Genomic DNA, 15,511 nt, shown 5'->3' with positions numbered 1-15,511 from the left:
GTCCGGTCATCGCGGGCCGGGGTGCGCTGCCGTGCGCCGACGGCTTTCAGCGGGCCGCGCCCGACAGAGCTCGGTCCACCTGGCGCGGGGACAGCGCGTGTTCCACGGCCAGGATGCCCGCGCCGATCGCCGCCGCGTTCTCGCCCGTACGGCTCGGTTCGATCCGCAGCACATGGGTGGCCAAGGGGTGCGACCGTCGGTACACCGCTTCCCGTACGCCCGCGAGGAGTTGGTCGTGCACGGCGGCCAGCGCCCCGCCGACCACCACCGTGTCCGGGTTGAAGAAGTTCACCAGGCCCGCGAGCACCTCGCCCACCGCACGGCCGGCCTCGCGCACCATCCGTACGGCGTCGCGGTTGCCGGACTTCACCAGGCGTACGACATCACTGCCCGAGGTCGCCTGCAGGCCCAGGTCGGACAGCTTCCGGGCGATGGCCGCGCCGCCTGCCACCGCCTCCAGGCACCCGGAGTTGCCGCACCGGCAGGGGTCCTCGATGTCACCCACCCGGATGTGCCCGATGTCGCCCGCGCTGCCCTGCGCGCCCCGGTGCAGCCGGCCATCGGCGACGATGCCGCACCCGATGCCCGTGCCCACCTTGATGTAGAGCAGATAGCGCGTGTCGGGGAAGGCGCGGCGCTGCTCGGCGAGCGCCATCACGTTCACGTCGTTGTCGACGAGGGCCCGGGGCCCGAACCTCTCGGCGAAGAACTCCGGGATGGGGAACTGGTGCCAGCCCGGCATGATCGGCGGATCCACCGGGCGGCCCGTCGAGAACTCCACGGGCCCGGGCACCCCGACCCCGATGGACTGGAGCGACGCGGCGTCGCGTTCGGTCTCCTTGAGCAGGGTGTGCAGCGTCCGCTCGACGTGGCCGAGGACCTCCTGCGGGCCGTCCGAGATGGAGATCGGGTCCTCGCGCAGGGCGAGCATCTCGCCGCCGATGTCCAGGAGGGCGACCCGGCAGTGCGAAGCGCCCAAGTCAACGCCCGCGACGGCGTGTTCGCGGGTGCGCAGCCGCAGTCGGCGAGGCGGCCGGCCGCCCGTCGAGCCGCCGTCCGCCTCCTCGGTGAGGAAGCCGTGCGCGATCAGCGCGTCCACCCGCTGGGACACCGTCGACCGTGCGAGCCCCGTCATCCGGGCGATGTCGGCACGGGTCTCCACCGCCCCCGTACGGAGCAGGGCGAGGACTTCGCCGGGTGTCGACGGTATGGAAACGGGGTGATCCGGCGCTCCAGACATGGCAGCAACCTTAGGGACGAGTTTGGCTGCTCACAAGGCTGATGCTGTTCGACGATCGACCTAAGTAGCCGTCAACTTGCTTGTGGAGAAAGCTGCTTGGGCCCTTGACAGGTCAAAGCTCCCTCATCACATTGCTCTGCAGACCGCTGCCGAAGGAGCCGAGGGTGCAGGCGATGCAGGCGACGCAACAGATGTTGGCGATGTGCGGGGTGTCCAAGAGCTTTCTCGGAGTGCGAGTGCTGCACGGCGTGTCGCTCGACCTCGCCGCGGGCGAGGTGCACGCCCTGGTCGGCGAGAACGGCGCCGGCAAGTCCACCTTGATGAAGGTCCTCGCGGGCGAACACATCCCGGACGAGGGCAGCATCGTGCTCGACGGAACGGAGCATTCCTTCAGCCATCCGGCGCAGGCCCAGGCCGCCGGGATCGGCATCATCCACCAGGAGTTCGCGCTGCTCGCGCACCGGACGGTCGCCGAGAACGTCTTCCTGGGCCGCGAGCCGACCCGCTACGGCCTCGTCGACCGCCGCGCGATGGAGGCCCGCACGGCGGAGCTCCTCGCCGAGGTCGGCGTAGCGGGGATCACGCCCCGCACGTACATCCGCGACCTGTCCGTCGCCCGGCAGCAGACCGTCGAGATCGTCAAGGCGCTCGCCTCCGACGTCCGCGTCCTGGTCATGGACGAGCCGACAGCGCCGCTCGCCGACCACGAGGCTGGCCTCCTGCACGACCTCGTACGCCGCCTCGCGGCCCGTGGCCTCGGCATCCTGTACATCTCCCACCGCCTGCGGGAAGTCTTCGAACTCTCGCAGCGGATCACGGTGCTGAAGGACGGCCGTCACGTCTCGACGATACGCACCCGGGACACCGACACCGACCAGGTCGTACGCGCCATGGTCGGCCGGGAGCTGAGCGCCTACTACCCGCCGCGCGCCGCCCCCGACGACATCGGCGAGGTACGCCTCACCGTCACGGGCGGCGGCAACGACCGGCTGACCGGCATCGACCTGACGTTGCGCGCCGGGGAGATCACCGGCGTCGCGGGCCTGGAAGGCTCCGGCCGCACCTCCCTGGCGCGGGCCCTGTTCGGCGCCGCCCCGTTCACCGGCGGCGCGATGACGGTGAGCGGCGAAGCCCTGCGCCCCACAAACCCACGGCAGGCCATCCGCGCCGGGATCGCCCTGGTGACCGAGGACCGCAAGGCCGAGGGGCTCGCCCTGCGGCAGTCCGTGCGCGACAACGCCCTGCTCGTCACGCGCGCCGTACCGGCCCGTGGGGAGCCGCCCGCAGCCCGCGAACTCACCGCACTCCTCGAACGGGTACGGCTCCAGGCGCGCGGCGAGGACCAGGAGGCCCGCTACCTCTCCGGCGGCAACCAGCAGAAGGTCGTCATCGCCAAGTGGCTCGCCGCCCACCCCCGCGTCCTGCTCTTCGACGAGCCGACCCGGGGCGTCGACGTGGGAGCCAAGGCCGCCATCCACACCCTCGTCCGCGAACTCGCCCGCGAGGGCATCGCCGTCCTGATCGTCTCCTCGGAACTGCCCGAACTCATCGGCATGAGCGACCGCATTCTCGTCATGGCCGAGGGCCGCGTCGCCGGTGAACTGCCGGCGGGGGCGTCCGAGGAGGACGTGATGCACCTGGCCACGAGCGCCCCGTACGGCGACCCGAGCGCCCCGTCCGGAAAGGATTCCGTCGCGTGAGCGGTACCAGCCTCGCCCCACCGCCCGCTTCCCTGAAGACCCGTGACCCCAGCCGCAGCAGGCTCACCGAACCCGCCGTCGGCGTCTGGCTCGCTGCCGGGGTCGTCACCGTGCTCGGCTGGATCGTGGTCGCCGCGCGCGGCGGTGACTTTCTCACGCTCTCGAACGTCGTCGGCATCCTGCAGAACTGCGTCGCCCTGGGACTTGTCGCCGTGGGGCAGACCGCCGTCATCCTCACCGGCTCCCTCGACCTCTCGGTGGCGTACCTGATCAGCCTCGGCACGCTCGTCGCCGCCACTACCATGGAGGACGGCAGCGTCGTCACCGCGGTGCTCGCCGTCCTCGCCCTGTCGGCGGCCGTCGGACTCGCCAACGGCCTCATCGTGACCGGGCTCAAGGTCAACGCGTTCATCGCGACGCTCGGCACCGCGTTCATCCTGCGCGGCTGGATCGAGGACAACTACACGGGCCCGGCGGGCAAGGTCCCCGCCTCCTTCCAGCACCTCGGCTACGACCGGATGGGCCCGATCCCCGTCTCGATCTTCCTGCTCGCCGTCGTCGCCGCCACGATGTGGGTGATCACGCGGCGCACCCGCTTCGGGCATCACCTGTACGCGACAGGCGGCGACGAACACGCGGCGCGGCTCTCCGGCGTCCGTACCCGCCGCACGGTCATCGCCGCGCACGTCCTGTGCTCGCTCTGCGTCGGCGCCGCTGCCCTCTTCCTCGCCTCACGGCTCGGCGCGGGCGCCCCCTGGGCCGGCACCGAGGCCCGCTACGACCTGGAGTCGATCGCCGCCGTCGTCCTCGGGGGCACCATCCTGGCGGGCGGACGCGGGGGAGTGGCGGGCACCCTCGGCGGGGTCCTGGTGCTCGCTGTGCTCGACTCCGTCTTCAACCAGCTCGGCGTCGACCCGTTCTTCAAGAACGTCGTACGCGGCGTCGTCATCATCGCCGCCGTCGCGATCTACGCCCGCCGCGGCAGCAGGAGGTCCGCATGAGCAGCCGGACAGCTCAGCCGGAGCGGACCGTGACCCCGTACAAGCGGGTGGCCCGCTCGCTCGGCACCGGAGCACCCGTCTACGCACTCCTCGTCATCCTGCTCGTCGCGCTCGCGGCCACCGACCCCGGCTTCTACGAACCCGACCGCTTCCTCGCCTTCGTCAAGCGCGCCGCGCCCCTGGTGATCCTCGCCGCCGGGCAGTATCTGGTCATCGTCTGCGGCGAGTTCGACCTGTCGGTCGGTGCCATCGTCACTGCCGGGGTCGTCGCGGCGGCCGAGGTCTACGGCTCGTTCCCGGAGGCGCCCTGGCCACTCATCACGGCGGGCCTGCTGCTCGCGGGCGCCATCACCGGCCTCGTCAGCGGGCTGATCACGACCCGCCTGAGAGTGCCCTCGTTCATCACCACCCTCGGCATGATGCTGATCCTGGAGGGCGCCGTCTTCTTCTGGACGGGCGGTTCGCCGCACGGTCAACTGTCGGAAGGCTTCCGCCAGATGGGCCGCGGCGCCGCGATGGGCTGGCTGCCCTGGGCGGTCCTCGCCTGCCTCGTCGCCGGCGCCGTCGCCGTCCTGCTCATGCGCTCAGACTTCGGCCGTACGTTGATCGCGACCGGGGACAGCGAACGGGCCGCCGCCCTCGCGGGAGTCCGTGTGCACCGCGCCCGCGTCATCGCCTTCGTCCTGTCCGGCGTGGCGGCGGCGCTCGCCGCGGTGCTCGTCGGCGGCTTCTCCGGGGTCTCCGCGCAGGCGGGCCGCGGCTACGAGTTCGAGGCGATCACCGCCGTGGTCCTCGGCGGAGTCGTGCTCGGCGGTGGCCGGGGCAGCGTGGTCGCCGCGATGGCAGGCGCCTTCTCGCTGCAGGCCCTGTTCACGCTGCTCAATCTGCAGGGCGTATCGGGCGCCCTGGAGTCCACCGTCCAGGGCGTCATCGTCATCGCCGCGGTCGGGCTCGGGGCCGCCGACTGGTCCCGGCTGCGCCGCCGTCGTACCCCCTCCTCGGAAGGCAGACCCTCGTGATGAACATCCGTGTGAACCGCAGGCGCGCGCTCACGCCCGCTGCCGCCGCTCTTCTCGCGGGCGCCCTGCTCGCCTCCTGTTCCAGCGACACACCGCCCGACTCACCCGCCGCTGCCTCGCAGTCCGCCGGGTCCGACGGCGGCGGTGACAAACCCTCCAAGTTCTTCGAACAGGCCGAGTACGAGCGTCAGTTGGAGCTGGGGAAGAAGACCCCCGAGGGTCCGGAAGCCAAGCCCTGGGAGCAGATGCTGGAACCGGAGATGACCGACACCGCCCAGTACAAGAAGAAGGGCTCGGGCGGCACCCACCTCTGCTTCTCGAACGCCGGTGTCTTCAACCCCTGGCGCCAGGTCGGCCTGAAGAACATGAAGGCCGAGGTGAAACTGCACAAGGAGATCGACGACTTCACCGTCCTGGACGCCCAGGGCAAGGACGACAAGCAGATCTCCGACATCCAGGAGCTCGCGGGCAACAAGGACTGCGACGCGCTCATCGTCTCGCCGAACACCACCGCCACGCTCACCCCCGCGGTGAAGGAGGCCTGCGGCAAGCTGCCCGTGATCGTCTTCGACCGGGGTGTGGAGACTGACTGCGCCGTCACCTTCGTCAATCCCATCGGCGGCTACGGCTACGGAGCGGTCGCCGCCGACTTCCTCGTCGACAAGGTCAAGCCCAAGGGCAAGATCCTTGCCCTGCGCATCTCGCCCGGCGTGGACGTCCTGGAGACCCGCTGGTCGGCGGCGAAGCTCGCCTTCGACAAGAGCGAACTGGACGTCGTGGACGCCAAGTTCACCGACGGCGACCCCGCCAAGACGAAGTCGATCGTCTCCGACGCGATCTCCCGGCACGGCTCCATCGACGGTGTCTGGATGGACTCCGGAGCCACGGCCGTCGCAGCCGTCGAGGCCTTCGAGGACGCGGGCGTCGACGTCCCGCCGATCACCGGCGAGGACCAGCAGGACTTCCTCCAGGCGTGGAAGGACAAGAAGCTCACCGCGATCGCCCCCACCTATCCGACCTTCCAGTGGCGCACGCCGGTCATCGCGGCCCTGCGCATCCTGGACGGGAAAGAGGTACCCAAGGAGTGGAAGCTGCCGCAGCCCACGGTCACGCAGGCCAACCTCGACGCGTACCTCCAGGAGGGCATGCCGCCGCTGCACTACGCGATGTGCGGCTGCCAGGACATGCCGGGCTTCCCCGGAGACTGGGGAGGCAAGAAGTGACGTACACCGCCTGGCAGTTGGGTGCGAACCCCTGGATCTGGAACTCTCCGGTCACCACCGAGGTGCTCGGCGAGACACTGCCCCGCCTGGCGGGCTGGGGCTTCGACTGCGTGGAGCTGCCCCTGGAGCAGCCTGACGACTGGGAACCCGCCGCGGTGGTCAAGCTTCTCGACGCCACGGGCCTGGCGCCCGCGGCCGTCGTCGCCGTCATGCCCGACGAGCGCAACCTCGTCCGCGCGGACCAGGGCACCCTGCGCGCCACCCAGGACTACCTCCGCCGCTGCGTCGACGCGGCGCACGCGATCGGCGCCCCCGTGGTGGCGGGCCCGGTATACGCGGCGGTCGGCCGGACCTGGCGGATGGACCGGGCGGCGCGGGCATCGGCGTACGAGGAGTGGCGCGAGCACATCACCCCGGTCGTCGACTACGCGGCCCGCGCCGGTGTCCGTATCGCCGTCGAACCCCTCAACCGTTACGAGACGAGCCTGTTCAACACCGTCGCCCAGACATTGGAGGGCCTCGAAGGCCTGCCCGAGGAAGCGATCGGCGTCGCCCTGGACACCTACCACCAGAACATCGAGGAGCACTCCCTGCCCGAGGCGGTCCGCTCGGCGGCAGGGCGTATCGCGCACGTACAGGTGTGCGCCAACGACCGTGGCGCGCCCGGCGCCGACCATCTCGACTGGCCCGGCTTCCTGCGCGCGCTGAGCGAGGCCGACTACCGAGGGCCGCTCTGCATCGAGTCGTTCACGGCCCACAACGACGCCATCGCCGTCGCCGCCTCCGTCTGGCGACCCCTCGCGCCCACCCAGGACGCCCTTGCCACCGACGGACTCGGCTTCCTGCGCCGGGCCGTGGCCGCCCTCTGACCTCCGGCAACCCCACAGACATCCGGCAATCCCGCACGTCCGTCCGTCCTTCCCAGCAGACCAGCAGAGAGGACCACCCCATGGACTGTCATGTGCGTGACATGAGACTGCGCGATCCGAGGAGCGTACGAAGAGCGGTGATCGCGATGGTGGCGGCGCTGCTCCTCGCCGTCGGCTTCCTGCCCGCCACCTCCAGCGCCGCCGACAAGGCGCCCGCCTTCCGCGCCCTGCTCTTCACCAAGGCCGTCGGCTACGTCCACGACTCGATCCCGGCCGGCGTCCAGATGGTCAAGGAGCAGGCGGAGGCGAACAACTTCGAGGTCGTCCAGACCGACGACGCGACGGTCTTCGACGACGCGAAGCTCAAGGACTTCGACGTCATCATCATGCTGCAGAACTCCGGCATGGTCTGGGACACCGAAGCCCAGCGCGACGCCATGAAGGCGTACGTGAAGAGCGGCAAGGGAGTCGTGGCCCTGCACAACACCCTCGACATGGGCGTCGAGGACTCCTTCCCCTGGTGGGACGACCTCATCAACGCCGGTGCGCACATGCCCGCCCACTCGCCGGGCGTCCTGAAGGGCACCGCCAAGGTCGCCGACCGCGCGCACCCCTCCACCAAGGGCCTTCCCGAGCGCTGGGAGCGCCCGGAGGAGTGGTACAACTTCGACAGGAACCCCCGCGGTGACGTGCACGTCCTGGTCACCGCCGACGAGACCACGTACGACCCGGGTGGCTCCAAGATGGGCGCCGACCACCCCATCTCCTGGTGCCGCAACGCCGAGGGCGGCAAGGTCTGGGCCACCGCCATGGGCCACGACAAGGCGTCGTACAGCGAGCCCGCCTTCCGTGAACATGTGCTCGGCGGCATCCAGTGGGCCGCCGGCAACAAGCCGGGCGACTGCGGCGGCACGGTCTGGTCCGGCTACGAGAAGACCGCGCTGGACGACAACACCGCCGACCCGATGGAGCTGGACGTCGCCAAGGACGGCAAGGTCTTCTACGTCCAGCGCAGCGGCGAGGTGAAGATCTTCGACCCGAAGAGCCACTCCACGTCCACGGCCGGCAAGCTCGACGTCTACACCGGCGGCGAGGACGGCCTCGTCGGCATGGAACTCGACCCCAAGTTCGCCACCAACCGCTGGATCTACCTCTACTACGCGCCCGCGTCGGCGAAGGACGACGTCAACCGCCTCTCCCGCTTCACGGTCAAGCAGGACAACACCCTCGATCTCGCGAGCGAGAAGAAGCTCCTGGACGTCCCCGCCTACCGGGACCGCACCTTCCCCGAGCCCGGACACACCGGCGGCGCCGTCGAGTTCGGCCCGAACCGCACGCTCTACCTCGGCGTCGGCGACGACGTCCCGCCCAACCTCGACCCCAACTGGCAGGGTTACGCGCCGCTCGACTGGCGCGAGGGCAAGCAGATGCTGGACGCCGCCCGCACCGCCGGCAACACCAACGACCTGCGCGGCAAGATCCTGCGCATCAAGCCGACGGACAAGGGCGGCTACACCATCCCCAAGGGCAACCTTTTCGCCAAGGGCACCGCGAAGACCCGCCCCGAGATCTACGCCATGGGCTTCCGCAACCCCTTCCGCTTCACCGTCGACCCCAAGACGGGCTACGTGCACGCCTCCGACTACGGCCCCGACCGCGGCGCCCCGACCACCGACCGCGGGCCTGAGGGCCTGGTCGAGTACAACGTCATCAAGAAGGCGGGCAACTTCGGCTGGCCCTTCTGCCACGGCAACAACCAGGCGTACGCCCCCTACAACCCCGACACCCAGGAAGTCGGCGCCAAGTTCGACTGCGCCAAGCCCACCAACCCCTCGCCGAACAACACCGGCCTGAAGGACCTGCCGACGCTCCAGCAACCCGAGATCTGGTACGGCTACGGCGAGTCCAAGGAGTTCCCGGAGATGGGCGCGGGCGGTTCGGCGCCGATGAGCGGCCCCGTCTACCACTACGACGCCAAGAACCCCTCCAAGACGAAGTTCCCCGCCTACTTCGAGGGCGCGAGCTTCTTCTACGAGTGGGCCCGCGACTCTGTCAAGGAGATCCGTTTCGACAAGGACGGAAAGCTCCTGAAGATCAACGACTTCCTGAAGTCCGCGAAGTTCGCCAAGCCGATGGACATGACCTTCGGCCCCGACGGCTCGCTGTACGTCCTGGAGTGGGGCAGCGAGTTCGGCGGCGGCAACAACGACTCCGGGCTCTACCGCATCGACTACGCCCAGGGTCAGCGCACCCCGCTCGCCCAGGCCAAGGCGTCCGCCACCAACGGCCCGGTCCCGCTGAAGGTCGACTTCTCCAGCGAGGGCAGCAAGGACCCGGACGGTGATCCGCTCACCTTCGCCTGGGACTTCAACGGCGACGGCACCTACGACTCCACCGACGCCAACCCCTCCCACACGTACGACACCAAGGGAGACTTCAACGCCCAGCTGAAGGTCACCGACTCCACCGGAAAGTCCGGCTACGCCAACGTGCCCGTCACGGCGGGCAACACGGCACCCAAGGTGAAGGTCGAGACCCCGGTCGACGGCAAGCTCATCGAGTTCGGCGACAAGATCCCCTACAAGGTCACGGTCACCGACCCCGAGGACGGCACGATCGACTGTTCCAAGGTCACCGTCAACCCGGCCCTCGGCCACGACGACCACGAGCACCCCACCACCGACATCGCCGGCTGCGAGGGCACCGTGGACACCGGTGACCTGGGCGGCCACCCCGAGGGCGCCGACCTCACGTACGTCCTCAACGCCAAGTACACCGACAAGGGCGGCGACGGCGTCAGTGCGCTCACCGGCTACGGCCGCTCCGTCATGCACCCCAAGCACAAGCAGGCCGAATACCACGACGACCAGTCGGGGACCCGCATCGTCTCCCAGGAGGGCGCCGAGAACGGCAAGCGCATCGGTGACGTCAGTGACGGCGACTGGATCGCGTACAGCCCGATGAGCGTGGAAGGCGTCAGCAAGGTCAGCTACAAGCTGTCCTCGCCGTACGGCGTCGGCACGATCGAACTGCGCGCGGACGCCCCCGACGGCAAGCTGCTCGCCACCACGCCTGTCCCCAATACCGGGGGCTGGGACACCTACCAGGCCACACCCGACGTGCCGGTCGAAGCCCTGGCCGGCACCCACAAGCTGTACGTGGTCTTCAAGTCGCCACAGAATAATTCCTTCGACGTGGACGCGGTGCAGTTCACCACGTCATAGTCACCCGGAAGTCGCCACCGGGAGTCGCCGGGGGCATAGAGAGGGCCGCAGTGCGCCACTTTCCAAGACGCACTGCGGACCCTTCTCCCCCCGGTCAGCGAGTGCCGACGGCTGCGCGCACGGCCCGGCGGGCCAGCTGGCAGTCGTCGTGCAACCGCCTCAGCAGCAGCCGCTGCTCCTCACCGGATGATGCGGCGCCGGGGTGGGCCGGCCCCGGTGCCGCAGGCGACGCGTCGTGCATGGATCGCTGTACGGCCATCTCGTACGTACGGATCTCCCGGGTCAGCACCAGCATCAGGTTGACCAGGAACGCGTCACGCGCCGCCGGACCCTGCTCCTGCGCCAGCTGACTGATCTCGCGCCGCGCGACCGGTGCGTCACCGAGCACCGACCACAGCGTCGCCAGGTCATAGCCCGGCAGATACCAGCCCGCGTGCTCCCAGTCCACGAACACCGGGCCGGCCGGGGACAGCAGGATGTTGGACAGGAGCGCGTCACCGTGGCAGAACTGCCACGTGCCGTGCGGTCCGGCCGAGTGCGCGATGCCGTGCAGCAGCTTCTGCAGGTCGCCCATGTCCCGGTCGGTCAGCAGCCCCAGCTCATGGAAGCGGTTGATCCGCTTGCCGTAGTCCATGGGTCTGCCGAACAGATCCTGCGGTGGACGCCACCGGTTGAGGTGGCGGATGGAGTTGAGCGCGAGGCGCACGTCCGCGCGGGGCGGCGGCTCCACGGGGTGGCGGGACAGGGCGGCGACGCGTCCCTGCATCCGCTCGATCACCAGCGTGCAGTCCTCGGGGTCCGCGGCGATGAGGCGCGGCGCCCGGACCGGAGGACGGTGCCGGACGAACGAGCGGTACGCCGCTATCTCGTGCTGGATTCGCTCGGTCCACAGGGTCGAGTGGTCGAGTAAACACTTGGCGATCGCGGTGCTGCGTCCTGTGGTTCCCACGAGCAGTACGGTGCGTCCGCTGCGGCGGAGCACCTGTACCGGGTTGAACTCCGGACAGATGCGGTGCACCGAGGCGATCGCGGTGCGCAGTTGCGCCCCCTGGGGGCCTGACAAGTCGAGTCTCCCGCTGAGCGGTTGCGTGCCGGGCCCCGGAACGCGTCGCGTCCGGCCGGCGCCGAGCGACCCGGCCGCGGGGCGCGCGGGCTCCAGATACGGGCCGCTGCCGGGCTGTCGGCTGTGCAGTGGCCGGGGCGGGGCGGACACGGAGGACGATGCTGTGTACATGGGCGATACAGATCCCTTCGTGTGCCTGCGAATTGCGGCGCCTCCCGTCCCCGGCCCCTTTGGGAGCACCCTGGGGAATGTCCCGCGGTGGGCCGGGTCGGGGTGGCGCATTCCTACCTGACACCCGGCGTCCCCTGGCACACCATGTGGCGCACCCTGGCGAACCCTGGCGAATAGTCGCCCAGCAACTGACAGAGGGTTACTGTCAACTCAGCCGAGAACCTGGGGGCTTGACGTGAACGGACAACCCAACACCCGTCTTTCGGACCTATTCGGCCTGGCAGGCTGGTCCAAGGGGGAGCTCGCGAGAATGGTGAACCGGCAGGCGGCGGCCATGGGCCATCCGCAGCTGGCCACCGACACCTCGCGGGTACGGCGTTGGATCGACATGGGAGAAATTCCGCGCGATCCCGTGCCCCGGGTGCTGGCGGCTCTGTTCACCGAGCGTCTCGGCCGTGTCGTGACCATTGAGGATCTTGGTCTGGTCCGGCACGGGCGCGTGGGGAAGCAGCGTGGCGACGGGAGTGTGGAGCACCCCGACGGCATGCCGTGGGCGCCCGAACGGACAGCCGCGGTCCTCACCGAATTCACGGGAATGGACCTCATGCTCAACCGACGCGGCTTGGTGGGCGCGGGTGCCGCGCTCGCCGCCGGCTCCGCACTGACCGGCGCCATGCACGACTGGCTGCACACCGATCCGGCCCTTGCTGCCGACTCTTCCCGGACCGCCCATCCCCTGCACGCCGACCCCGCTGGGTTCGACCGCTACGAGGCCGCCCCCATCGGGTCGCAGGAGATCGAGGAACTGGAGACCTCCGTCGAGGTGTTCCGGGCCTGGGACGCCTCCCGTGGCGGAGGGCTGCAGCGCAAGGCTGTGGTGGGGCAGCTCAACGAAGTGGGCGGCATGCTCGCCTACCGACACCCCGACCATCTCCAGCGCCGCCTGTGGGGCGTCGCTGCCAATCTCGCCGTCCTCGCGGGCTGGATGTCGCACGACGTCGGCCTGGAGCCCACGGCACAGAAGTACTTCGTGATCGCCGCGCACGCGGCCCGCGAGGGCGGCGACCGACCGCGCGCCGGTGAGGCCCTGTCCCGGGCCGCGCGCCAGATGGTGCATCTGGGGCGTCCCGACGACGCCCTGGACCTGATGAAGCTCGCCCAGTCGGGTTCGGGTGAGGAGATGCTGCCGCGCACGCAGGCCATGCTCTACACCATCGAGGCCTGGGCACAGGCGTCGATGGGCAAGGGCCAGGCGATGCGCCGCACACTCGGCATCGCGGAGGATCTCTTCGTCTCCGACAAGGGGGACGTACCCCCGCCCAGCTGGATGCAGATGTTCGACGAGGCAGACATGCACGGCATGCAGGCCCTGGCCTTCCGCACCCTCGCCGACCACGACGCGTCCGCCGCCAACACCGCCCAGCGCCACGCACGGGAGGCCATCGACCTGCGGGCCAAGGGCCGCGACCGCTCGCAGATCTTCGACTACATCTCGCTGGCATCGGCCTGCTTCATCGCCGACGACCCCGAACAGGCCGATCGGTACGCACGGTTGGCGCTGGTGTCGATGGGGTCGAACTCCTCGCTGCGTACGTGGGACCGGCTGCGCGAGATGTACCGCCTGACGGCCCAGTACTCCGGCTACCCGAAGATCGAGGACCTGCGCGAGGAGATCAAGCTGGCCCTGCCCAAGGCATCGGCCAAGACCGGAGGTGGCAGCCGGGTCCGCGCATAGGACCCGGCACGGCTCGGGGGGTCAGGAACCCACCTGGGCGACCAACAGGCAGGCGTCGTCCTCACGTGGGGCCACGCCGAACTCTTCGACGACCGTCCTCACACAGTCCTGCGCACCCCGCGTGTCCGTGAAACGCGGCGCGAGCGCGAGCAGCCGGCTCGTGGCCGCGTCCCTGGCGCGCCGGGGGACCAGCCCATCGGTGTGCAGCAACAGCAGGTCGCCGGGCGCGAGTTGCACCTCGGCCTGCTCGTACGTGGCTCCGGAGGTCGCCCCGAGGATCACTCCACCCGGTGGCGTCAGCGCGCACCCCGTCCCGTCGCGGAACAGCAGCGGGGCGGGGTGTCCCGCCTGCGCCCAGCTGAGGGTGCGGGTGGCGGGGGTGTACTGGCAGCAGACGGCGCTGCCGAGGGCCGGTTGCGCGGTGCTGTCCAGTAACTGATTGAGCCAGCCCATCAGTTGGGCGGGCCGGGCCCCGGCGACGGCCATGCCGCGCACCGCGCCGAGCAGCATCGCCATGCCCGACGTGACGGTGACGCCATGTCCCGTGAGGTCGCCGACGCTGAGGAGGAACTGGCCGTCGGGCAGCTCCATCGCGTCGTACCAGTCGCCGCCGATCAGTGAGCTCGTGGAGGAGGGGAGGTAGTGCGCGGCGAGGTCCAGTGCCGCGGGTCCGCCGTGCGGGAACCGCAGGGAGCCGCGCCACGGCGGCAGCACCGCCTCCTGCAGTTCGACCGCGAGCCGGTGCTCTGTCTGCGCGATGTGCCGCTGGCGCTGCAACGAGTCACGGGTCTCGCGCACCACTCGCTGGCTGCGGCGCAGCTCGCTGACGTCCCGCAAGACCGCCCACATCGAGGCGGTGCTGCCATCAGCGGCGAGCACGGGCTCGCCCATCATGTGCACCTGTCGGACTCCGCCCTCGGGGCGCACGACACGGAACTCGCCGTCGATCGGTTTCCCGTCGATCAGGCAGTCCGTGACCATGGCCGTCAGCATCGGCTGGTCGTCTGCGTGCACCAGGGAGGGCAGCTCGTCGAGGGAGAGCGGGGGAGCTTCCGGGTCCCGCCCGAGGATCTGGTACAGCTCGCCCGACCAACTCGCCTCGTCGTTCAGGAGGTTCCACTCCGCGCTGCCGACCCGGCTGAGCAGTGAACCGTGCTGCGGTTCGAGCGGCGGGGGAACGGCCGGAGCGGCGGGCTCGACGGCCGGACGCGCGGGTCCGTCCCGCAACAGTGCGAGGTGGTCGTCCAAGTCGTTGAGCTGGTGGACCGCCAGGTCGCACAGGGCCCGCTGCCAGCGCCCCTGCGGATCACTCTGGTCGGGCACGGCATCTCGGCGTACGGCGTCGACCTGGCCGCGGAGCCGACGTGTCTGCGTGATCAGCGCCTCGACCGGGCCGCGCTCGGGCGGCTGGGCGGAAGGGCGGTCCGCGAAGACATGGGACGGCATGAGGTGCTCCGTTGAGGATGCGGTGCGACCAAACGGGCGGGATGGACCGCTAATGACTTTCGCACAGCGGGGGGTGGCTCGTAAGGGATTTGGCAACACACGACGCGTGGTTGCATGTGGCATATGTCTGTGTCCTTCGGAACGATATGTTCCGGTGGCGCGATCCCGATCACCCGCGCAAGTAGCGGACAACGGCCAGTACACGGCGGTTGTGGTCATGTGACGCGGGCAGCCCGAGCTTGTCGAAGACGGCGGCCACATGCTTCTCCACGGTCCCCGCCGAGACGACGAGACTCTGCGCGATCGCCGCGTTGGACCGACCCTCGGCCATCAGCGAGAGCACCTCGCGCTCCCGGTCGGTGAGCGGCGCGAGTTCCTCCGCGCGACGCCCGGCCCCGGCCAGCTGCGTGACCACCTCGGGGTCCAGAGCCGTACCCCCGGCGGCCACCCGCTCCAGGGCGTCGGTGAACTCCGCGACGTTGGCGACACGGTCCTTGAGGAGGTACCCGACGCCCGCCGAACCCGCTGCGAGCAGCCGCGTGGCGTACTTCGTCTCCACGTACTGGGAGAAGAGCAGCACGCCCGTGCCGGGGTGGTCGCGGCGGATGTCGATGGCCGCGCGGAGCCCTTCGTCCGTGTGCGTCGGAGGCATCCGGATGTCGGTCACCGCGACGTCCGGACGGTGCTCGGCGACCGCGGCCCGCAGCATGTCCCCGTCGCTCACGGACGCACAGATCTCGTGCCCGCGCTCCTGGAGCATCTGACCCAGCAACTCCCGCAGTACGGCGGCATCCTCAGCGATCACGACGCGCATGGCGGC

At 70.0% G+C, this 15,511-nt stretch carries 11 protein-coding genes; 7 read left to right on the top strand and 4 right to left on the bottom strand.

Going from position 1 to position 15,511, the window contains the following annotated elements:
- Window positions 1–46 precede the first annotated feature (46 nt).
- On the bottom strand, window positions 47–1,240 hold the full coding sequence (locus ACZ5U5_RS03675) for an ROK family protein (protein WP_469015742.1): 1,194 nt from the start codon (window positions 1,238–1,240) through the stop codon (window positions 47–49).
- Window positions 1,241–1,431: 191 nt separating this feature from the next.
- Here ACZ5U5_RS03675 and ACZ5U5_RS03670 point away from each other — a divergent pair, with 191 nt between their 5' ends.
- The 6 genes from ACZ5U5_RS03670 (at window position 1,432) to ACZ5U5_RS03645 (ending at window position 10,276) form a co-directional block, all read left to right on the top strand.
- The gene (locus tag ACZ5U5_RS03670; RefSeq protein ID WP_469016920.1) at window positions 1,432–2,940 is read left to right on the top strand and encodes a sugar ABC transporter ATP-binding protein; all 1,509 of its coding nucleotides are present in this window, start codon (window positions 1,432–1,434) and stop codon (window positions 2,938–2,940) included.
- Window positions 2,937–3,941, top strand: coding sequence for an ABC transporter permease (locus ACZ5U5_RS03665; RefSeq protein WP_469015739.1), 1,005 nt, complete (start codon window positions 2,937–2,939; stop codon window positions 3,939–3,941). Before ACZ5U5_RS03670 ends, ACZ5U5_RS03665 begins: the two co-directional genes overlap by 4 nt.
- A complete protein-coding gene (locus tag ACZ5U5_RS03660) occupies window positions 3,938–4,960 on the top strand; it encodes an ABC transporter permease (protein WP_469015736.1) in 1,023 nt (340 codons plus the stop codon). The genes ACZ5U5_RS03665 and ACZ5U5_RS03660 overlap by 4 nt, the downstream gene beginning before the upstream one ends.
- Window positions 4,960–6,183, top strand: a complete 1,224-nt coding sequence (locus ACZ5U5_RS03655; protein ID WP_469015734.1) for a substrate-binding domain-containing protein — start codon at window positions 4,960–4,962, stop codon at window positions 6,181–6,183. Before ACZ5U5_RS03660 ends, ACZ5U5_RS03655 begins: the two co-directional genes overlap by 1 nt.
- Window positions 6,180–7,052: a sugar phosphate isomerase/epimerase family protein gene (locus ACZ5U5_RS03650; protein ID WP_469015732.1), complete on the top strand. Its 873-nt coding sequence runs from the start codon at window positions 6,180–6,182 to the stop codon at window positions 7,050–7,052. Before ACZ5U5_RS03655 ends, ACZ5U5_RS03650 begins: the two co-directional genes overlap by 4 nt.
- Window positions 7,053–7,198: 146 nt before the next feature.
- Window positions 7,199–10,276, top strand: coding sequence for a ThuA domain-containing protein (locus ACZ5U5_RS03645; RefSeq protein ID WP_469016917.1), 3,078 nt, complete (start codon window positions 7,199–7,201; stop codon window positions 10,274–10,276).
- A 94-nt stretch (window positions 10,277–10,370) separates the two neighbouring features.
- On the opposite strand, the gene ACZ5U5_RS03640 is transcribed toward ACZ5U5_RS03645, so the two are convergent.
- Entirely contained in the window at window positions 10,371–11,510 is a 1,140-nt protein-coding gene (locus ACZ5U5_RS03640; protein WP_469015729.1) for an aminoglycoside phosphotransferase family protein, read from the bottom strand.
- Between the two features lie 235 nt (window positions 11,511–11,745).
- Here ACZ5U5_RS03640 and ACZ5U5_RS03635 point away from each other — a divergent pair, with 235 nt between their 5' ends.
- Window positions 11,746–13,245 (top strand): DNA-binding protein NsdB, encoded by a 1,500-nt coding sequence (locus ACZ5U5_RS03635; RefSeq protein ID WP_469015726.1) that lies wholly within the window; start codon window positions 11,746–11,748, stop codon window positions 13,243–13,245.
- 21 nt (window positions 13,246–13,266) lie between these two features.
- Here the strand turns inward: ACZ5U5_RS03635 and ACZ5U5_RS03630 are convergent, their stop codons facing one another.
- Window positions 13,267–14,691, bottom strand: coding sequence for a PP2C family protein-serine/threonine phosphatase (locus tag ACZ5U5_RS03630; RefSeq protein ID WP_469015724.1), 1,425 nt, complete (start codon window positions 14,689–14,691; stop codon window positions 13,267–13,269).
- A gap of 169 nt (window positions 14,692–14,860) precedes the next feature.
- Complete coding sequence (locus ACZ5U5_RS03625) at window positions 14,861–15,505, bottom strand: response regulator transcription factor (protein ID WP_365817726.1); 645 nt, start codon at window positions 15,503–15,505, stop codon at window positions 14,861–14,863.
- Window positions 15,506–15,511: the final 6 nt, after the last annotated feature.

This window comes from Streptomyces sp. NPDC033177, assembly GCF_055577715.1.
Note: the sequence above shows the minus strand (reverse complement) of the source record. Positions and strands in the feature narration are given on the sequence as shown.

What these genes read in the sequence shown, in the direction of transcription:
- ACZ5U5_RS03640 (WP_469015729.1), bottom strand. Translation starts at nt 11,510, where the DNA reads ATGTACACAGCATCGTCCTCCGTGTCCGCCCCGCCCCGGCCACTGCAC.
- ACZ5U5_RS03625 (WP_365817726.1), bottom strand. Translation starts at nt 15,505, where the DNA reads ATGCGCGTCGTGATCGCTGAGGATGCCGCCGTACTGCGGGAGTTGCTG.
- ACZ5U5_RS03655 (WP_469015734.1), top strand. Translation starts at nt 4,960, where the DNA reads ATGAACATCCGTGTGAACCGCAGGCGCGCGCTCACGCCCGCTGCCGCC.
- ACZ5U5_RS03675 (WP_469015742.1), bottom strand. Translation starts at nt 1,240, where the DNA reads ATGTCTGGAGCGCCGGATCACCCCGTTTCCATACCGTCGACACCCGGC.
- ACZ5U5_RS03670 (WP_469016920.1), top strand. Translation starts at nt 1,432, where the DNA reads ATGTTGGCGATGTGCGGGGTGTCCAAGAGCTTTCTCGGAGTGCGAGTG.
- ACZ5U5_RS03645 (WP_469016917.1), top strand. Translation starts at nt 7,199, where the DNA reads ATGGTGGCGGCGCTGCTCCTCGCCGTCGGCTTCCTGCCCGCCACCTCC.
- ACZ5U5_RS03630 (WP_469015724.1), bottom strand. Translation starts at nt 14,691, where the DNA reads ATGCCGTCCCATGTCTTCGCGGACCGCCCTTCCGCCCAGCCGCCCGAG.
- ACZ5U5_RS03660 (WP_469015736.1), top strand. Translation starts at nt 3,938, where the DNA reads ATGAGCAGCCGGACAGCTCAGCCGGAGCGGACCGTGACCCCGTACAAG.